Here is a 19099-nt window from a genome sequence, read left to right as displayed (position 1 = left end):
ACGGAAGCGAATCCAAAGACCGATTTATAACATGGACTATGGCCTGCGGGGCTCAGCGGCCAAGGCTTCTGCGCCTGGGAGCGTATTCCCGGGACGTCCTCCCTGTTCGATCCGATAGATCCATGCCAGTAATTCGGCAATTGCTACGTAGAGTTCCGGCGGAATGCGCGCGTCAAGGTCGACCTGCATCAGCAGTCCCACCAATTCGGGGGATTCGTGCACGAAGACACCGGCTTCCTGTGCGCGTTCGATGATCTCGCGGGCAATCAGGCCGCGGCCTTTTGCCACCACCCGCGGGGCACCGTCGCCGTTGCTGTATTTCAGCGCGACGGCTTCGCCGCGCATGACATCGGCGCGTTCATCGTCCGGCATCACGACGCTCCGCGACGAATCCGGTGAGGGGGACGTTTGCCGCCGACAGGGCTGCGTCCAGCTGTTGCCGTCCCTCGTCGAGCGCCTTGACGGTATCGGCATCGTCGGCTTGCAGGCGAAGGGCCACGCCAGCGGGGGTCAGGATGAGCCGCGCTTCCACCCCGCCCAGCCGCGGCAGGCTCAGGCGCACGGTGGTGTTCCACTCGGTGGGCGCGTCACCGGCGTCACCCTGATGATCGCGCTGCGGATCCTCGATTTCCCATTCCATTGCCTGACCCGGCCACACTTGGCCCTGCCAAACGTAATTCTGCGTGGCCATGGCGTCGAGCTGCTGATGTACCACCGGTATCAGGCGTTCGGGTACTACGGTGGCGCGTGATGGACCGCCCTGGGGCTGCGCATTCGGATTGCTCGCCCCCTCAGCGCCGTCGGTAGCCTCCGCCGCCGAGGACGTCGCTTGAGACATCACGGACGCGCCTGCCTCGGGAGTCGGTCGAAGGAGGCTGAGAAGTCGCCCGTCGGTCGTCCGCCCGGGCTCCGGCGTGTCGCCAGCCTGCGCGCGCGCGGGTGATTGTTGCCCTTGGGGTTCCTGGAGCAAGGCGGCCGTATCGACTTTCCCGGAAATCCATTGCAACTGGTGCGACTCGTAAAACAAGCCGCTCTGCGCGATTGCCTGGCGCAGCACCGTCGCGAGCGCTGCGCCGTTGTTCGCCGGTGGCGCGTTGAGGAGGGGTTTGCCGGCGGCCAGCGTGGCGGGGGGGGAGTCGGGTTGTCCGGTCAGCAGGAATCCGATCAGTCGCCCGACCGCGCTCAGGTTCGGGCGGCTCGCGTCGGCGCTGGCCGTTGCGCTGGCCAGTCCAGGCTGGGCAAGTTGCGCAAATACCGCCTTTGGTGTGCTCTGGGTGACAACCAGTTCCAGTGTATCGCCGGCCTTGGCTGCGTGATTGAGGGCCAAGGTGTAGCTCTTGCCGGCGACAATGGCCTGAAAGGTGCCGTCGGGCAAGCTGCGTTGAAGGGTGGCAGTGAACTTCTCGCCCGCCGCCAGCTCCGGCAGCCGCGCCTGGATCTCGCGGACACGCGCCGGTCCGTGGATCGGTGGTTCGCTGTCGAACAGGCTCGCCTCGGTCAGCATGCGGAGGCGGGCGGCGAGATCGGACGGGATCATCGTTATCGCTCCTCTACGCTAAGACCGCCCGGGAGGCGCTCAGATCCTCAGGGGCCGTAGGCGGCCCGCACCGCGCGTTCGAGGGCCGTGCCGGAGAGCAGCTTGCGGGTGCTCGCGAGCCATGGCTCGACATGACGCCGGATCTCCCGGTCGTTCTCGAGCATGCCGGCGATCAGTGAGGCCTTGTGCTCCTGTTCCGCGCGGCTCAATTTCGCGTTCTCGCGCGGGTCCGGTTCGATCCGCATCAACTCGTTCCGGATTTGCCCCATCTCCCGCTCCAACTCGGCGAGCCGGTCCCAGTCGTTGGCGCGTGCCACTTCGAGCATGGTGGTCGATATCGTGCTCATCGATTCGAACAGCGCGAGCGTGTTCATGATGGGCTCACGCGGCGGCGCTGGCACGCGCGGGGGAGATGCCTTCCCAGGCTTCTCGCAGGGTGTGCAGCAAGCCGCTGACCTCGGCCAGCGCGGGCTGGCTGCTATGCAGATTGGCGTAGAGCAGGCGTTCACTCATGTAGACGTACAAAGCCCCCAGTCGCTCGGCAATCTCTCCGCCGGCGCTCGGGTCGAGACTGGCATTCAAGCCGTTGAGGATGATCTCGATGGCTTTCGAGATGGACTGGCCCTTGGCGGCGATATCGTTCCGCTCGATCGCTGCCGTGGCGGTCGCGATGGAAAGGATCGCGCCGTCGAACAGCATCAGGATCAGCTTGTGCGGATCGGCCGTGCTTACGCCGGTTTCGATGCCGACCTGCGCATAGGCGGCGGCGCGGTTGGGAAATGAACCGAACATAGGTTTCGTTCCTTATTACTGGTTGGCGCCGGGCAGATTTGCCAGTTGCTGCGTCAGGAAATTACCGGTCTGTGTCATGCTGGCCATCATCGTATCCAGGGCTGTAAATTGCGCCGTGTAGCGGGCCTCGATGCGCTCAAGCCGAAATTCAAGTGCCTCCTTGCGGGCATCGAGCGCCTTGATCGAGCGGTTGATGCCGTCGGTCCGCGAAGTCAGGAGGCCATCCGATTCCAGCATGCTGGTCAGCGTGTCGCCAAGGGTCTTCGCGTAACCACTGATGGTCCCGTTGCCGCCAAACAGTTCGGCAACGTTCTTGGTCGGGTCGGCGAGCGCAGCGGTGAGCTTGGTGTCATCGATCGACAGGCTGCCGTCCGCCTTGAACGATAGTCCGATATCCGACAACGCCGTTGCACCGGTCAGGCCGGTGAGCGGATCGCGAAAAACGTCGCGTACCTGATTGCGGATTGATCGGATTGCCGAATCGCCATTGAGGGTGCCGGCTTTCTTCGTTTCTGCGTTGTATGCGGACTGATCGCGCAGCAGCTTGTTAACTTCGTTGTATGCCGCGACGAAATCATTGATTGCGGTTTTTGCCACCTCGTCATTGCGGGCAACCGTAATCGTCGTGGCAGCACCCATGCCTTTCGTGAGGTTAAGCGTCACACCATCGATGACGTCGGTCAGCGTGTTGCTGCTGCGCGTTACCGCGATCCCGTCGATGGTCAGGCTGGCATCCTGTGCCGCCTGGATGGAGCCCAGGGTACTGCCTCCGGGATTACCGGCGTCGAAGCTGAAACCGGCGAGCCCACCGGAGCCCGAGATCTGGAAGGCCTTGGCCGCACCGCTTGCATCGCCGCTGATCACGAGCTGGTCTACGGTGCCATTGTTGATCACTCTTGCGGTCACCCCGGTCTTTGCCGCATTGATCGCGTCGCGCAATTCGGCGAGCGTGCTGCCGGCAGCCAGGGTGACGGTCTTGGCGCCCGAGCCGTCCGGCGTAAACGCCCCGCCGGCGTCGTAGCTGCCAAAGGTGATCGTCAGGTCACCGGCGCCCACCGTCGGTTCGGTGATGGCACTGCTCGCTACCCGCTGGGCGTAGGCGAGCTTGTCGACTTGAATCGAATAGACACCGGGGGTCGCCGACGCCGATGAAGTCGCAGACAGGACCGTGGCATCGGCAATGCTTGCCTTGGTTGCGGAAAAGTTCGTCGAGGTCGTGAGCGCCTTCGCCGCATCCTGCAACTTGGACAGTGCACTCTTGACCTGCCCATAGGCCGAAAGGCGTGCCTGAAAACTGGTTTGTTGCGACTCAAGCCGTGCAAGGGGCTGGCGTTCGACCGCCATCAGCTGGCTGATGATGCTCCGGATATCCAGTCCGGAACCGACTCCGGGTGCGCTGATTGCCATGATGTAAACCTCCTCGGACGGCTCAGGCTTCCTGCTTGATCAGCAGCCCCTGCAGTTTGTCGATCGCCTGCGCGATCTTAAGTATGTCTTCCGACGGAATCTGCCGGATCATCTCGTTCGTTTCAGTATCCATGACCTTGATCACCGTGCGTCCGGTGTCCTGGTCTAGCGAAAAATGCAAACTCTGTGCCACCGGTTTGACCGCTTCGCGGACTTCGTCGAGCGCCTTGAGTATCTCTTCATTTCCAGGCGTTGCGGCGGGCGCCGTGGGAGCGTCGACCGGCTGGACGGGGCGGGATTCGCCGCTGGCCGCGATCGCGCCGCTGATCGGCGACGTCGCCGTATCGCTCGCGCGCTGCGGAGGCTGCACTACCGCGGGTGGCGCGGCGGTTACAGACTGGATGGACATGATATCCCCCTGATGGACTAACGGCGCGGGGCATTTTCATGCGCCGCGCCGGTGTTGCAGGTCAGATCGACTTCAGCTTAGCGGAGCAGCGAGAGCACGTTCTGCGGCAGCGAGTTCGCCTGGGCGAGCATCGCGGTACCGGCCTGCTGCAGAATCTGGGTACGCGACAGGTTCGCGGTTTCGGAGGCGAAGTCGGCATCGATGATCCGACCGCGGGCGGCAGCCTGGTTCTCTGCGCTGGTCTGCAGGTTGGCGATCGCCAGCCCGAAGCGGCTCTGTGCGGCGCCGTAGTCCGCGCGGTCGCCGTTGATCACATCCAGCTTGGTGTCGATTGCCCCGATTGCCGTATTGGCGTTCGCTGCGCTCAGGAGATCACCCGCAACCGTGGTCACTGCGGCTGTGGTGATGGTCAGGGTGTCGCCAACGTTGGCGCCCACCTGGAAGACCTGAGCACCGGCGTCGCCGTCGATAATCGCGAGACCGTTGAACTTGGTTTGCGTTGCGATATCGGTGATTTCTGCGGAGAGGGCCTGATATTCGGCATCCAGGCTGGTACGGTCAGCTAACGTGTTGCTGCCGTTGGCCGACTGAACGGCGAGTTCGCGCATGCGCTGCAGGGCATCGGTCACCGCACCAAGCGCGCCTTCCGCCGTTTGTGCCAGAGACACACCGTCGCTGGCGTTGCGGATCGCAACGTTGAGGCCGCGAACCTGGGCGTTCATGCGCTCCGAAATCGCGAGGCCGGCGGCATCGTCCTTTGCGCTATTGACACGAAGGCCGGAAGACAGGCGCTGAAGCGAGGTCGCGAGTGAACTCTGTGAAGTGCTCAGGTTGCGTTGTGCATTGAGGGACGCAACGTTGGTGTTGATCGTCATTGCCATGATATTTCTCCTTAGCGAGAGAGGTGTTTCGTTATCCCGGCGTCCTGCCCTGTTTGCATCTTGGTCGGGGCGATGTGTGTGCCGTTGATTCAATTAACGGAGGCACCCCGGAAAACTTTAGGCGATTTTGTGGTTTCTTCTTTTGCCGATTTCCTGCACCCCATCGAGCGGAGTGTGAGCCGTTACAAGCGTCCGTCCGGCCCCGTTAGGGAGAGTACGACAGCATACACCTGCAGTCAGTGCGCGGCCGATGCATACGCGGGCTGGCGGCAGTTCAGGTCGCGGGGTTGGCGATGACCTTGTTCTTGCCGGTTTGCTTCGCCTGGTACATCGCGTCGTCGGCGCGCTTGATGACGGCATCCATGCTTTCCTGCGGATTCCATTCGGTTACGCCGGCGCTGAAGGTTATCAGCACCCTGTTTTCGTCCGCGAGGAAGAAGTTGCGTGTGAGTTCGCGCTGCAGGCGGACGAGTGCGGTCTGCGCTTGCTCGAGGTTGGTGTCGGGGTAGAGCAGGATGAATTCCTCGCCGCCGTGGCGGGCCAGGGTGTCCTGCGGGCGCAGGTTCTGGCGGACGATGGTGGCGAGGTGGATGAGGGCATCGTCGCCGGTCTTGTGGCCGTGGCGATCGTTGAGCTGTTTGAAGTTGTCGAGGTCGAGCAGTGCCAGGCTCAGCGGGCTGCCGTGGCGACGGGCGCGGGCGGATTCCTTGTCGAAGGTTTCTTCCAGCCCGCGGCGGTTGAGGGCGCCCGTAAGCTGGTCGTGGCGCATCAGGCGGCTAGTCTCGTCGAGCTGTTGTTGCAGCTCGTTCATGCGGGCTTCGGCTTCGCGGGCGCGCTCGCGTGTGGCCTGGAGTTCATCGCGTGAGCGGCGGGCTTCGTCGCGCATCGCAAGGGATTCACGCATGACCTCGCCGAGCACGCCACTGATTTCGGTGATGTCGCGTGCGGCGGATATCTTGTCGGCGCATTCGCCGATGCGGTCGTGGTAGGTGCTGGTGGTCTCGGCAAAGCTGGCGAGGTGGTCGACGAAGCCGGCGAGCATTTCCTTGAGCGAGCGCTGGGCTTCGGAGTGGTTGTGCTTGAGCTGGCTTTGCTTGTAGATGACTTCCTTGAGGCGGCGTTCGGCGTCGTCGATGAGACGCACGTTTGCCGGTTTGCCGACGATCTCGCGCAGGACTTCGATCTGGCCGTGCAGCCAGAGGTCGTCGATGACGAGTTGATCGATGTTCTCGAGCAGCAGGCGCAGCAGGTTGAGCAGGCCGGCGTTCACCTCGGCTCGGTCGCCGGCGGTCATTTCGAGGCGGTAGGCGAATTTCCGCAGCTGGATGGCGAGCGTTTGCAGATCGTCGGGGCTGCTGGCAGCCTTCACCGCGCGCGCGAATCCTGCTGCATCGCGCGAGACTTCGGGTTGGTCGGCGAGTAGCGCAGGGACGACCGATTCGAGCGCGAGCAGCAGGAGTTCGCGCAGGCTGGTCAGGAGATCCCCTGCTTCGCCCGCAGCAACGTGCCGGATGTCCGGTGCGGTGGCGGCGGGTGGGGTGAGTGGCGCCGTTGCGGGTGTCGTGGTCGTTGCGCCAAGTGCTGAAGGTGGGGCAATGGCCGCGGGACTATCCCGTCCCGGTGCGCTTTCGGGATCTTTCGGGGCTTGCGCCCACGAGCGCACCAGCCCGTGCAGGCGAGCGTAGAGCGTGGCCGGGTCGTTGGCGGTGAAGACGCGATCGAGCGATTCGCGTTTTCGTGCCGTGGTCCAGCCGATCTGGCGTGCCTCCCACTGCCGCAGCAGGTTTGAAATCAGTTCGTTCCAGGCTTGCGGCTGTTCGACCTTGAAACTGGCGAGGTACTGCGCCAGAGCCTGGTTGCCGGCTTCGGGATTGCCTTCGGCGAGTGCCTGGTCGAGTTGGCGGGCGAGCCGGGTGCGTTCGGCCGTATCGCGCGGAATCTGGCGCGCCAGGGCTTTGACGAACTTCTCCGGGAAGGGGCCTTCGTCATCTGGTGTTCCGGCAACTTCGTGATAGAGCGTGCGAAAGTTGTCCGGAGTGGGGGGGATGCGGCGCGCAGCGAACAGTCGCAGCACTTCGCGGGCAATTTCCGAAGGCTGGGTGGGGGCGGGCATCGGCGACAGATCTCGTGCAGGCGGCGGAAGTGGCGATTATAGGGGCATCGCCGCCATACCGGTCCGGCCGGTGGGGTCTTTCGCGACCAGTTCGAAGCAGTGCTGCGCCCGTGGGATGGAGCAGGCGAGCCAGGAGCGGCTTTTGCCGCAAACGGGCTGTCTTAGCGTGTTCACGGCTGAGGCAGCCCTTCCACGGTGGTGCTATACGAAATCCATGGATTGAGCCGCCGAGAAGAGGCGGTTCAGCCGTGCTTATCCCTCGTCGAAGGTCGCGTGCGCCTGCATGCGCATCAACCACACGGCGAAGATCGTCGCTGCGGCGAGCGTCGAGGCCTCGACAACGCGACCGGTGCCGAGCATGAGGCCGGAGGCGCCACCACAACCCATCAGCAGTCGATTGATCCACAGTTCCATGTCGGTCTCCATCGGAATGGCCCTTCTTGCGGGGCCGAGTTTGTCGAGTGCTGTAATTATATACAGTACTCGGCGCGGCGAGCAAGCTTGAAGTGAATACGCCGATTGGGCGGGGGTGCGTTGCCGGCGGACGGGACGGTCGAACCGCCGGATGCCGGAAATGAAAAGGGGCGCCGAAGCGCCCCTTGAACCTGCTCTGTGTGTTGCTTACTTCTTGCGTGGTGCCGGTACGTCGGTGCAGCTGCCGTGCGCAACTTCCGCCGCCATGCCGACCGTCTCACCCAGCGTCGGGTGCGGGTGGATGGTCTTGCCGATGTCCACCGCGTCCGCGCCCATCTCGATCGCCAGACACACTTCACCGATCATGTCACCGGCCGACGGGCCGACGATCGCGCCACCAATGACGCGGTGCGTTTCGGCGTCGAAGATCAGTTTGGTGAAGCCGTAGTCGGCGCCGTTGGCGATCGCGCGGCCGGAGGCGGCCCACGGGAACTTCGCGGTCTCGACCTTGCGGCCTTCCTTCTTCGCCTGCTCTTCGGTGTAGCCTACCCACGCCACTTCGGGGTGGGTGTAGGCGACGCCGGGGATCACAGTGGCGTCGAAGGCGGACTTCTGGCCGGCCGCGACTTCCGCCGCGACATGCGCCTCATGCACGGCCTTGTGCGCGAGCATCGGATTGCCGACAACGTCGCCGATGGCGAAGATGTTCGGCACGTTGGTGCGCATCTGCGCGTCGACCGGGATGAAACCGCGATCCGTGACGACGACGCCCGCCTTCTCGGCACCGATCTTCTTGCCGTTCGGGCTGCGGCCGGCGGCCTGCAGGATCATGTCGTAACGCTGCGCACCGGCAGGTGCCTTCTCGCCTTCGAAGGTGACCCACAGGCCGTCTTCCTTCGCCTCGACGGCGACGGTCTTGGTCTTGAGCATGATGCTGTCGAAGCGCTGGGCGTTCTGCTTTTCCCACACCTTGACGGCGTCGCGGTCCGGCCCTTGCATGAGGGCGTCGAGCATCTCGACGACGTCGACACGGGTGCCGAGCGTCGAATACACGGTTGCCATTTCGAGACCGATGATGCCGCCGCCGATGACCAGCATCTTCGCCGGCACCTGACGCAGCTCCAGCGCGCCGGTCGAATCGACGATGCGCGGGTCGCGCGGGATGAAGGGCAGGTGCACCGCGGCCGAACCCGCAGCGATGATGCACTGCTTGAACTTGATGACCTTCTTCTCGCCAGTCTTGTCCTGCGCGTCGCCGCTGGTGACTTCGACTTCGATGTGGTTCGGGTCGAGGAAGCTGCCGTAGCCGCGCACGATGTCGACCTTGCGGCCCTTGGCCATGCCGGCGAGACCGCCGGTGAGCTTGCCGACGATCTTGTCCTTGTGGGCGCGCAGTGCGTCGATATCGACGGTGGGCTTGGCGAACGTGATGCCGACGGCGGACATGTGTTCGGCCTCGTCCATCACCGCAGCGACGTGCAGCAGCGCCTTCGACGGGATGCAGCCGACGTTCAGGCACACGCCGCCGAGGGTTGCGTAACGCTCGACGATGACGGTCTTGAGACCGAGGTCGGCGGAGCGGAATGCGGCGGAGTAGCCACCAGGGCCGGCGCCGAGCACGAGCATGTCGCACTCGATGTCGGCAGCGCCAGCGTGGCTCGCAGCGGTGGGGGCGGCAACCGCTGCTGCTGCTGCTGTGGGTGCAGCCGGGGCCGCGGCGGGAGCAGGCGCTGCTGCGGCCGGCGCTGCGGCGGCTACGCCGGCCGACTCAAGCTTCAGCAGCACGGCACCTTCGGCAACGCGGTCGCCGATCTTCACCAGAACTTCGGTGACGACACCGGCGGCCGACGACGGCACATCCATCGTCGCCTTGTCCGATTCGAGGGTGCAGATCGCGTCGTCGACGGCGATGGTGTCGCCGGCCTTCACGAACAGTTCGATGACGGGGACGGAATCGAAATCGCCGATATCCGGAACCTTGACTTCAACTTGGCTCATGTTGCGGCCTCCTTACAGCATGACCCGACGGAAGTCGGCCAGCAGTTGGGCGAGATACACGTTGAAGCGGGTTGCCAGCGCACCGTCGATGACGCGGTGGTCGGCGGTCAGCGACATCGGCAGGGTCAGGCGCGGCACGAACTGCTTGCCGTCCCACACCGGCTTCATCACCGACTTGTTGACGCCGAGGATCGCGACTTCCGGCGCATTGACGATCGGCGCGAAGTAGGTGCCGCCGATGCCGCCCAGCGACGAGATCGTGAAGCACGCGCCGGACATGTCGGCCGGGCCGAGCTTGCCGTCACGCGCCTTCTTCGCCAGTTCGCCGGATTCCGCGGCGATCTCGAACACGCTCTTCTTGTCGGCGTTCTTGATGACCGGCACGACCAGGCCGTTCGGGGTGTCCGCGGCGAAGGCGATGTTGAAGTACTTCTTGTAGACTAGGCTCAGTTCACCACCACTCGCGTCGAGCGAGGTGTTGAACTCGGGGAATTCCTGCAGCGCGCGCACCGAGGCCTTGACGATGAAGGCGAGCATCGTGAGCTTCTTGCCGGACTTCTCGAACTCCTTGTTCATCTGGACGCGGAAGGCTTCCAGATCGGTGATGTCGGCGTCTTCGTGATAGGTCACCGCCGGGATCATCGCCCAGTTGCGGGCGAGGTTCTGGCCGGAGATCTTCTTGATGCGCGACAGCGGCTTCGATTCGACCTCGCCGAATTTGGCGAAATCGACCTTCGGCCACGGCAGCAGGTCGAGACCTCCGCCCAGGCTGCCGACTGCGGCAGCTGCCGCGGACTTGCCCGGCACGACGCCGGTCTGCATTGCGCCCTTGATGAAGGCGGTGACGTCTTCCTTGAGGATGCGGCCTTTCGGCCCGGTGGCCTTGACCTGGGCGAGATCGACGCCGAGTTCGCGGCCGTAGGCACGCACCGACGGGCTTGCATGAACCTTGCCACCGAGCGTGACCGCCGACGGTGCGGCGACGACGATGGCCGGGGCCGACAGGGCCGACTGGCCGAACGCGGCCGTCGAGGCCGCCGGGGTGACGCCCGACGAGGCGGGCGCCGGCGCCGACGGTGCCGGTGCGGCTGCGGCCGACGCTGCGCCCGCGCCTTCGAGGACGATCAGCACGTTGCCCTGCGACACCTTGTCGCCGAGCTTGACTTTCACTTCCTTGACGACGCCAGCGGCCGAGGACGGCACGTCCATCGTCGCCTTGTCGGATTCGAGTGTCGCAATGGCGTCGTCGACCTTGATGGTGTCGCCGACCTTTACGAACAGCTCGATCACCGGCACGTCGGAGAAGTCGCCGATGTCGGGCACCGTGACTTCGATCGGGCCGGCGGCAGCTGGCGCTGCCGCGGCTGCGACGGCCGGAGCTACAGTCGCGGCGGCTGCCGCGGCCGGCGCCGCCGGGGCCACGGCTACGGGAGCCGGAGCGGCGGGCGCCGCGGCAACTGCGGCGTCAGCGGCCTCGACGCGGATCAGCACGGTGCCTTCGGCAACCTTATCGCCGAGGCTCACCAGCACTTCCTTGACGACACCGGCCGCCGAGGACGGCACATCCATCGTCGCCTTGTCGGATTCCAGCGTCGCGATCGCGTCTTCGACCTTGATCGTGTCGCCGACCTTGACGAACAGTTCGATCACCGGCACTTCGTCGAAATCGCCGATGTCCGGAACTTTTACTTCTACGAGTTGGCTCATGTTTTTATCTCCCTCGGCGTTCAGACGGTCATCGGGTTCGGCTTGTTCGGATCGAGCTGATACTTCAGCAGCGCGGCGGCTACCTTGTCGCGTTCGATCAGGCCGTCATCGGCGAGCGCCTTGAGGGCGGCAACCGTGACCCAGTGACGATCCACCTCGAAGAAGTGGCGCAGTTTCTCGCGCGTGTCCGAACGGCCGAAACCGTCGGTACCGAGTGCAACGTAGCTGCGCTTGACGAACGGGCGGATCTGTTCGGCGAACAGCTTGATGTAATCGGTCGCGGCGACCACCGGGCCGGTCGTGCCCTTGAGGCACTTCTCGACGTGGCTGACGCGCGGCGCTTCCATCGGGTGCAGCATGTTCCAGCGCTCGGCGTCCTGACCGTCGCGCACCAGCTCGTTGAAGCTCGGGCAGCCCCAGATGTCGGACTCGACGCCCCAGTCGTTCTTCAGCAGGTCGGCCGCGGCGATGACTTCGCGGAAGATCGTGCCCGAACCGAGCAACTGCACGCGCAGTTTGCCTTCGCCGCCCTTCTTGAACGCGTACATGCCCTTGATGATGTCGGCTTCGGCGCCGGCAGGCATCTCGGGATGCTCGTAGTTCTCGTTCATCACCGTGATGTAGTAATAAACGTCCTGCTGTTCCGCAAACATGCGGCGCATGCCGTCCTGCACGACGACGGCGACTTCGTACTGGAAGGTCGGGTCGTAGCTGATGCAGTTCGGGATCATGTTCGCGAGCAGCAGGCTGTGGCCGTCTTCGTGCTGCAGGCCTTCGCCGTTGAGCGTGGTGCGGCCGGCGGTGCCGCCGATCATGAAGCCGCGGGTGCGCTGGTCCGCAGCCGCCCAGCACAGGTCCATCGTGCGCTGCAGGCCGAACATCGAATAGAAGATGTAGAACGGCACCATCTGCACGCCGTGCACCGAGTAGGCGGTGCCGGCGGCGATCCAGTCGGCCATCGCGCCGGCTTCGTTGATGCCTTCCTGCAGCACCTGGCCTGTCTTCGATTCCTTGTAGAACATCAGCTGGTCATGGTCTTCCGGCACGTAGTTCTGGCCTTGCTGGTTCCAGATGCCGTACTGGCGGAACATGCCTTCCATGCCGAAGGTGCGCGACTCGTCGGGCACGATCGGGACGATGTTCTTGCCGATCTGCTTGTCCTTGAGCAGGGTGTTCATGATGCGCACGATCGCCATCGTCGTCGACAGCTCGCGGCCTTCGCCCGATGCCTTCAGCAGCGCGGCGTAGGTGTCGAGTGCCGGCACCGGCAGCGGATCGGCCTTGCGGCGGCGCTGCGGCAGGAAGCCGCCCAGCTCGACGCGACGTTCCATCATGTACTTGTGCTCGGGCGAGTCCTCGGCGAACTTCAGGTAGGGCAGTTCGGAGAGCTTGTCGTCCGGCACCGGCAGGCCGAAGCGATCGCGGAAACGGCGGATGGCTTCCTCGTCCAGCTTCTTCTGCTGGTGCGAAATGTTCATCGCCTCGCCGGCCTGGCCCATGCCGAAGCCCTTGACCGTCTTGGCGAGGATCAGCGTCGGCTGGCCCTTGTGTTCGACGGCGGCCTTGTAGGCGGAGAAGATCTTGAACAGGTCATGGCCGCCACGGTTCAGTGCCCAGACCTCGTCGTCCGTCCAGTCGGCGACCAGCGCCTTCAGTTCCGGGGTGTTGAAGAAATGCTCGCGCACATAGGCGCCGTCCTTCGCCTTGAAGGTCTGATACTCGCCGTCGACGCATTCCATCATGCGCTTCTTCAGCAGGCCCTTGGTGTCGCGTGCGAGCAGCGAATCCCAGTGGGTGCCCCAGATCAGCTTGATGACATTCCAGCCGGCGCCGCGGAATTCGGCTTCCAGTTCCTGGATGATCTTGCCGTTGCCGCGCACCGGACCGTCCAGGCGCTGCAGGTTGCAGTTGATCACGAAGATCAGGTTGTCGAGCTTCTCGCGCGCGGCCATGCCGATTGCGCCCAGCGACTCGACTTCGTCGGTCTCGCCGTCGCCGAGGAAGGCCCACACCTTGCGGTCCTTCGCTTCGATGAAGCCGCGGCTGTCGAGGTATTTCATGAAGCGGGCGGAGTAGATCGCGCACAGGGGGCCGAGGCCCATCGACACCGTCGGGAACTGCCAGAAATCCGGCATCAGCCAGGGGTGCGGGTAGGACGAGATGCCCTTGCCGTCAACTTCCTGGCGGAAGCTGTCCAGTTGCTCCTCGTTCAGGCGGCCGAGCATGTAGGCGCGGGCATAGACGCCCGGGACCGAATGGCCCTGGAAGAAGATCAGATCGCCGCCGTGATTCGCCGAGGTAGCGCGCCAGAAGTGCGAGAAGCCGACGTCGTAGAGCGCCGCAGCGGAAGCGAAGGAGGCGATGTGGCCGCCGACGTTGGTGTGCTTGTTCGCGCGCACGACCATCGCCATCGCGTTCCAGCGGATGTAGGAGTGCAGCTTGATTTCCATGTCCGGGTTGCCCGGATACTTCGGCTGCTGGCTGGCCGGAATCGTATTGATGTACTGCGTCGTCGCCGAGTAGGGGATGTCGATGCCTTCCTCGCGGCCGGCTTCGATCATCTTCTCGATCAGGAAATGCGCCCGTTCGGGGCCTTCGTTTGCAACGACGGCCTGAAGGGCGTCCAGCCATTCCTGGGTTTCCTGGCTGTCCTGGTCGGGTTGCAGTATTACGTTGGGTGTCGCGGCCATGCTCTGTCTCCTTATGCGTTGAGCTTAGCGGTTAGCGAATCCGTCCTTGCGAAGCGTTGGAGCCTGAATTCGCGGGTCGCCGATCCCGTTTATTGATCGACATGTTTCGCATTCTAAAACGAGATTTCAGGATGTGCAATAATCAATGTAACGAAATTCGGGTGGGGATTGGCCGCGCGCAGACGGAAAAAAACGCTCGCGGCGAACGGCACGTGAGCCCGAGTACGCGATGTCGCAGGTGCTGCGGAATGCGGGAGCAGGAAAAAAATCGGCCGGGAGAAGGGGAGGGAGGGAGAGGAATATCTCCCGGCCGATCGAGAAAGCTGAATGGGTGGCGCGTGGCTCACCGGGCCGATGCCCGGCGGCGGTCTTCATCGTAGGCAAAGACGACCTGGCCATTGCGCACCTCGCCCATGAAGATGTCGTGGACGCTGGTGATCGTCTCGTGGCGCTCGCGCGTGAAGGGGCGCTGATACGTCATGACGACCCCGTCGATCTTCTCGTCCAGGTTCTCGAGCGCTTCGCGGATCCGGTCGCCTTCCGTACTGCCAGCCTGACGAATCGCCGCCGCGAGCAGAAGCAGGGAATCATACCCCTGTGCAGCGGCGGGGGGGACAGGAATGCGCGGGCTGCCGGTCGCATTCTTCCACGCGTCGAGGAACGCCTTGCGGCGTGCGGTGGTTGCCTCGGGGATGAAGGTTTGCGGCATGCGCGCGCCTTCGCCGTTGGGGCCCGCGTTGTCGATGAAGTTCGACATCGCCAGCGTCCAGCTGCCGATCAGCGGCGCGCGCCAGTTGATGCGTGCCATGCCATTGGCAATCTGTGCGAGCTCCGGGCCGATGCCATAGGTCAGGACCGCCTCCGCGCCCGCGTCGCGTGCCCGGCGCAGTTGCATGCTCATGTCGGCCTGGGGAATCTGGAAGCGTTCCACGGCGACGGGACGGATGTTGCGTTGGGCCAGCGTGCGCTCCAGATCCTCGCGCCCGAGTTGCCCGTAGTTGGTCGCGTCGTGGAAGATCGCAACACGTTTCAGGCCACGTCGGTCCACGGCCTCGGCGACGATCATCGCGGCCTGGATCGTGTCGTTGGCGGACACGCGGAACACGAAATTGTCCGGATGCTGCGGCGGCAGGAACTGCTTGGTCAACAGCGAGCCGGTGGCGACCGAGGTGACGACCGGAATGCGCGCCTGCTGGTAAAAGCGTTGACTCGCGAGCGCCACGCCGGTGTTGGCGATGCCGAGGCCCGCCACCACGCGTTCCTTGTCGATGAGTTGCTGCACCACCTGCGCGCCGCGCTCGTTGCGTGCCTCGTCGTCGCGCTCGACCAGTTCGATCGGCCGCCCGAGCACGCCACCGCCGGCGTTGAGTTCGGCGGCGGCAATGCGGATGCCTTCGCGCATCGAAATGCCCATCGGGCTGGAGCCCCCGGTGAACGGGCCCGACACACCGACCCTGATCGGGGCGGCGGCGATGGCGGGCAGGGCGATGAGACACAGCAACGCGAAGATGGGACGCAGCACGCAGGGGCCTCTCGCGATTGGGGACGGGGGCTCAATGTACGGGTCCCGGCCATCGGACTGAATTGGCGAAAACCCGAAGGCCGCGTCATGGCTGCCGTTTGGTGCGCTGCAGCGGTCGATGACGGACGTGCTAGGGGAAAACCCGATTGCCGTCGCAGCATCCGCCCCATGACAATGGCAGCGGGCCATCAGGAAGGGGCCAGTTTCCCGCGGTGCGCTTTTCCCGATTGTCCCGATTGCCTTGATCCCAATGCCCGATTCCTCTGAATCCCGCCGCCTCGCGCGAGCCCGCTGGTACTGGACCGCTCCCTATGTGGCGGTCGGTGTGTTCGCGCTGACGATGCTGGGCTTGGTATGGCTGCTGCAATCGCGCGATGCCGAGACGCAGCGCAACGCCGTCGCGCGCGACGTGCAGTGGGCCGAGCAGACCATGCGGCTCCACATGCAGGGTACGGAAGAATTCCTTAGCCAGCTTGCCCGGGATCTGGCGGTGGACACGCTCGACATGGACGGCTTCCAGGTGCGTGCCAATCAACACATCGCCAATAATGGCGAGCTGGTAAACGTCGTATGGGCCGGGCCGGAAGAAATCGTGCGCTGGTCCGCGCCTTTCGATACCACCGACTGGCTCGCCGGCGATGCCTTGTCGCGCGTGCAGACGGTGCCCTTCTACCGCGCACGCGACCTCGGTCGGCCCAGCTACGGCGAGGCGTATTTCAATCCGCGCAACCGCATGGTGCTGGAAGTGTACGTGCCGGTGCGCCACGGGCGCGAATTCCGCGGCGCCATCGTCGGCGTCTATTCCATCGACCGGATGGTGCAACACCTGGTGCCCAGCTGGTTCGCCGAAAAATACCACCTTGCGCTGATCGGTCCGGAAGGCGACACGCTGGCGGTCAATTCCAGCGTGCGCGATCTCGACGAGAGCATTTCCTATTCGATCCCGCTCGACCCCCCGGGCAGCGGCCTGATCCTGCGTGCGACGGCCTTCCGCACCGCCAGCCAGCTACCGCAGGCCCTGCCGGCGGCGATGATCATCGGCCTGTCCGTGATCGTGCTGTGGAGCCTGTGGCTGCTGCGCACCCATGTGCAGCGCCGGGTACAGGTCGAAAAGGAGCGCGACCGGCTGTTCAATCTGTCGCTCGATCTGCTGTGCATCGTTGGCCTCGATGGCGCGTTCCGGCGGGCCAATCCGGCTTTCGAGCGGATTCTCGGTTACAAGCCCGACAACTTGCCCGGCACCCCCTTGCTGGACCTGATTCATGCCGACGACGTACCGGATGCCGTGGAGCAACTGCGCCGCCTGGCCGAGGGCAATCCGGTCAGTTTCGAGATTCGCTGTCGTTGTGCCGACGGCAGCTTCAAGTGGCTGGACTGGAGCATCAATCCGGTGCGCGAGGAAAAGCTTGTGTACGCGGTGGCGCACGACATCACCGGACGCAAGGCCGGCGAAGAAGCGCTGCGCGCCGAGTCCGCATTCCGCAAGGCGATGGAAGAATCCGTCATGACCGGCATGCGTGCCATCGACCTCACGGGGCGCATCATTTATGTGAATTCGGCGTTCTGCCGCATGGTCGGGTTCGAGCAGGAAGAGCTCCTCGGCGCGACCCGACCGTTCCCGTACTGGGCGCCGGAAGAACTCGATGTCTGCAGCCGCAACCTGGATCTCACGCTGTTGGGCCGCGCCCCACCCAGCGGCTTTGAAATGCACATCCGGCGCAAGAACGGTGAGCGGCTGGATGCGCGCTTCTACCTGTCGCCGCTGATCGACAGCAATGGCGTCCAGACCGGATGGATGGCGTCCGTCACCGACATCACTGAACCGAAGCGCATCCGCGCGGCGCTCGAGGCGGCGCACGAGCGCTTCGAGGCGGTGCTCGATGGACTCGAAGCCGCGGTGTTCGTCGCCGACGCCCGCACCGACGAGATTCTCTTCGCCAACCGCGCGTTCAAGAGCATTCACGGCTTCGACGCGGTCGGGCGCACGGTGCGCGGCGTCGCGGTACCGCAGCCCGAGCGCGGCGATTACCTGATCGATCCGCGCGGGATGTCGGCGGCGGACTTGCCGCGCGAGTTGTTCGACGGCGAATTGCAGCACCCGCTGTCAGGACGCTGGTACCACGTGCGCGAGCACGCCACGCGCTGGGTCGACGGGCGCGTGGTGCGCATGGGGATCGCCACCGACATCACCGAGCGCAAACAGACGGCCGAAGTCTCGCGCCAACAGGCCGAGCGTCTGCAACGCACGTCGCGCTTGATCACGATGGGCGAGATGGCCTCTACGCTGGCGCACGAACTGAATCAGCCGCTGTCGGCGATTGCCAATTACTGCATGGGTTGCGTCACGCGCATCCAGACCGGCAATGCTCGCGAGGAAGACCTGCTGGCGGCGATGCAGAAAGCCAGCTTCCAGGCCGAGCGGGCTGGCAAGATCATTCGCCGCGTGCGCGAATTCGTGAAAAAGAGCGAGCCACGTCGCAGCGCGGTGCAAATCACCGATGTCCTCGAAGATGCCATCGGCTTTGCCGAGATCGACGCTCGCCGCATGAGTTCGCGCATCGTCTCCGAGGTGGCTCCCGACCTGCCGCCTGTCTTTGCCGACCGTATCATGATCGAACAGGTGGTGCTCAACCTGGTCAAGAACGGCCTCGACGCGATGTCCGACCTGCCCGCAGGCGAGCGCATCCTCGTCGTCAGCGCGCGCGCCCTCGGCCCGCGTGCCGTCGAAGTCTCGGTGATCGATCGTGGCCACGGCATCGGCGACGAAGAACGCAACCGGCTCTTCACGCCCTTCTACACCACCAAGACGGAAGGCATGGGCATGGGCTTGAACATCTGCCGTTCGATCATCGAGTTTCATGACGGGCGTTTAATTGTGGACAGCAACCCGGAAGGCGGTACCATCTTCTCCTTCACACTGCCTACCGAGGTTGCCAGTGAGCGACTTGTCCGCCGCGCCTGACCAGTTCATCTACATCGTCGACGACGACGAAGCCCTTCGCGATTCGCTCGTCTGGTTGCTGGAATCGAGTGGGCATCACGTTCGCGCCTATGAATCGGCCGAAGCCTTCCTCGGGCTCTACAACGCCGCGATGACCGGTTGCCTCGTACTCGATGTGCGCATGCCCGGGATGAGCGGGTTGGAGCTTTTTGAAGAACTGACGCGTCGTCACTGTACGTTGCCGGTGATCTTCATCACCGGCCACGGCGACGTGCCGATGGCGGTGTCCGCGGTCAAGAAGGGTGCCGTGGATTTCATCGAAAAGCCGTTCAGCGAACGCGACATGCTCGGGCTGATCGCGGAGTGCCTTGCCGCCGAGCAGCAAAATCGTGGCAAACGCCAGCACGAAGCGGAAACGGCGCGTCGCCTGCACCACCTTACCCAGCGCGAGCGCGAAGTGCTCGATCTGATCATTGCGGGCAAGCTCAACAAGCAGATTGCCGATGTGCTCGGTATCAGCATCAAGACCGTCGAAGTGCATCGCGCGCGCGTGATGGAGAAAATGGAAGCCAATTCGCTTGCGGAACTGGTGCAGAACGTCCTTGCCGCGGAGCCCGGTCAGGGGCGCTGAAAGCGGCCTGCCGCTGTCGTCCGGATGTGCCGTGGTGTAACTGGATTCGTGCCGTGA

At 64.2% G+C, this 19099-nt stretch carries 15 protein-coding genes; 2 read left to right on the top strand and 13 right to left on the bottom strand.

Features of this window, described 5'->3' with window-relative positions:
• Positions 1-36: 36 nt before the first annotated feature.
• The 13 genes from GPA25_RS16715 to GPA25_RS16655 all read right to left on the bottom strand — a co-directional run bounded on the left by GPA25_RS16715 (position 37) and on the right by GPA25_RS16655 (position 15470).
• Positions 37-372: an EscU/YscU/HrcU family type III secretion system export apparatus switch protein gene (locus GPA25_RS16715; protein ID WP_211163179.1), complete on the bottom strand. Its 336-nt coding sequence runs from the start codon at positions 370-372 to the stop codon at positions 37-39.
• A complete protein-coding gene (fliK, locus tag GPA25_RS16710) occupies positions 359-1537 on the bottom strand; it encodes a flagellar hook-length control protein FliK (RefSeq protein ID WP_169261540.1) in 1179 nt (392 codons plus the stop codon). The genes GPA25_RS16715 and fliK overlap by 14 nt, the downstream gene beginning before the upstream one ends.
• A 47-nt stretch (positions 1538-1584) precedes the next feature.
• Positions 1585-1911 (bottom strand): flagellar protein FliT, encoded by a 327-nt coding sequence (locus tag GPA25_RS16705; RefSeq protein WP_246265783.1) that lies wholly within the window; start codon positions 1909-1911, stop codon positions 1585-1587.
• Positions 1912-1918: 7 nt separating this feature from the next.
• Entirely contained in the window at positions 1919-2329 is a 411-nt protein-coding gene (fliS, locus tag GPA25_RS16700; RefSeq protein WP_169261539.1) for a flagellar export chaperone FliS, read from the bottom strand.
• Positions 2330-2344: 15 nt separating this feature from the next.
• Entirely contained in the window at positions 2345-3736 is a 1392-nt protein-coding gene (gene fliD, locus GPA25_RS16695) for a flagellar filament capping protein FliD (RefSeq protein WP_169261538.1), read from the bottom strand.
• Between the two features lie 22 nt (positions 3737-3758).
• Positions 3759-4145, bottom strand: coding sequence for a flagellar protein FlaG (locus tag GPA25_RS16690; protein WP_169261537.1), 387 nt, complete (start codon positions 4143-4145; stop codon positions 3759-3761).
• Between the two features lie 77 nt (positions 4146-4222).
• Positions 4223-5026, bottom strand: a complete 804-nt coding sequence (locus GPA25_RS16685; RefSeq protein ID WP_169261536.1) for a flagellin N-terminal helical domain-containing protein — start codon at positions 5024-5026, stop codon at positions 4223-4225.
• A gap of 274 nt (positions 5027-5300) precedes the next feature.
• On the bottom strand, positions 5301-7139 hold the full coding sequence (locus tag GPA25_RS16680) for a GGDEF domain-containing protein (RefSeq protein ID WP_169261535.1): 1839 nt from the start codon (positions 7137-7139) through the stop codon (positions 5301-5303).
• 252 nt (positions 7140-7391) lie between these two features.
• Positions 7392-7553 (bottom strand): hypothetical protein, encoded by a 162-nt coding sequence (locus tag GPA25_RS16675; protein ID WP_169261534.1) that lies wholly within the window; start codon positions 7551-7553, stop codon positions 7392-7394.
• Positions 7554-7760: 207 nt separating this feature from the next.
• Positions 7761-9551, bottom strand: a complete 1791-nt coding sequence (gene lpdA, locus GPA25_RS16670) for a dihydrolipoyl dehydrogenase (protein ID WP_169261533.1) — start codon at positions 9549-9551, stop codon at positions 7761-7763.
• Between the two features lie 12 nt (positions 9552-9563).
• The gene (aceF, locus tag GPA25_RS16665) at positions 9564-11258 is read right to left on the bottom strand and encodes a dihydrolipoyllysine-residue acetyltransferase (RefSeq protein ID WP_169261532.1); all 1695 of its coding nucleotides are present in this window, start codon (positions 11256-11258) and stop codon (positions 9564-9566) included.
• 20 nt (positions 11259-11278) lie between these two features.
• Positions 11279-13948, bottom strand: coding sequence for a pyruvate dehydrogenase (acetyl-transferring), homodimeric type (gene aceE / locus GPA25_RS16660; protein WP_169261531.1), 2670 nt, complete (start codon positions 13946-13948; stop codon positions 11279-11281).
• Between the two features lie 343 nt (positions 13949-14291).
• Positions 14292-15470, bottom strand: a complete 1179-nt coding sequence (locus GPA25_RS16655; RefSeq protein ID WP_343034981.1) for an ABC transporter substrate-binding protein — start codon at positions 15468-15470, stop codon at positions 14292-14294.
• 250 nt (positions 15471-15720) lie between these two features.
• Here GPA25_RS16655 and GPA25_RS16650 point away from each other — a divergent pair, with 250 nt between their 5' ends.
• Positions 15721-18432, top strand: a complete 2712-nt coding sequence (locus GPA25_RS16650) for a PAS domain S-box protein (protein ID WP_169261530.1) — start codon at positions 15721-15723, stop codon at positions 18430-18432.
• On the top strand, positions 18407-19042 hold the full coding sequence (locus GPA25_RS16645; protein WP_169261529.1) for a response regulator: 636 nt from the start codon (positions 18407-18409) through the stop codon (positions 19040-19042). Before GPA25_RS16650 ends, GPA25_RS16645 begins: the two co-directional genes overlap by 26 nt.
• Positions 19043-19099 lie beyond the last annotated feature (57 nt).

It is taken from the genome of Aromatoleum diolicum, from assembly GCF_012910955.1.
GTDB lineage: Bacteria > Pseudomonadota > Gammaproteobacteria > Burkholderiales > Rhodocyclaceae > Aromatoleum > Aromatoleum diolicum.
Note: the sequence above shows the minus strand (reverse complement) of the source record. Positions and strands in the feature narration are given on the sequence as shown.

Bases quoted from the DNA above. Each gene is read 5' to 3' on its own strand.
- GPA25_RS16715 (WP_211163179.1), bottom strand. From the start codon at position 372: ATGCCGGACGATGAACGCGCCGATGTCATGCGCGGCGAAGCCGTCGCG.
- fliK (WP_169261540.1), bottom strand. From the start codon at position 1,537: ATGATCCCGTCCGATCTCGCCGCCCGCCTCCGCATGCTGACCGAGGCG.
- GPA25_RS16705 (WP_246265783.1), bottom strand. From the start codon at position 1,911: ATGAACACGCTCGCGCTGTTCGAATCGATGAGCACGATATCGACCACC.
- fliS (WP_169261539.1), bottom strand. From the start codon at position 2,329: ATGTTCGGTTCATTTCCCAACCGCGCCGCCGCCTATGCGCAGGTCGGC.
- fliD (WP_169261538.1), bottom strand. From the start codon at position 3,736: ATGGCAATCAGCGCACCCGGAGTCGGTTCCGGACTGGATATCCGGAGC.
- GPA25_RS16690 (WP_169261537.1), bottom strand. From the start codon at position 4,145: ATGTCCATCCAGTCTGTAACCGCCGCGCCACCCGCGGTAGTGCAGCCT.
- GPA25_RS16685 (WP_169261536.1), bottom strand. From the start codon at position 5,026: ATGGCAATGACGATCAACACCAACGTTGCGTCCCTCAATGCACAACGC.
- GPA25_RS16680 (WP_169261535.1), bottom strand. From the start codon at position 7,139: ATGCCCGCCCCCACCCAGCCTTCGGAAATTGCCCGCGAAGTGCTGCGA.
- GPA25_RS16675 (WP_169261534.1), bottom strand. From the start codon at position 7,553: ATGGAACTGTGGATCAATCGACTGCTGATGGGTTGTGGTGGCGCCTCC.
- lpdA (WP_169261533.1), bottom strand. From the start codon at position 9,551: ATGAGCCAAGTTGAAGTCAAGGTTCCGGATATCGGCGATTTCGATTCC.
- aceF (WP_169261532.1), bottom strand. From the start codon at position 11,258: ATGAGCCAACTCGTAGAAGTAAAAGTTCCGGACATCGGCGATTTCGAC.
- aceE (WP_169261531.1), bottom strand. From the start codon at position 13,948: ATGGCCGCGACACCCAACGTAATACTGCAACCCGACCAGGACAGCCAG.
- GPA25_RS16650 (WP_169261530.1), top strand. From the start codon at position 15,721: ATGCCCGATTCCTCTGAATCCCGCCGCCTCGCGCGAGCCCGCTGGTAC.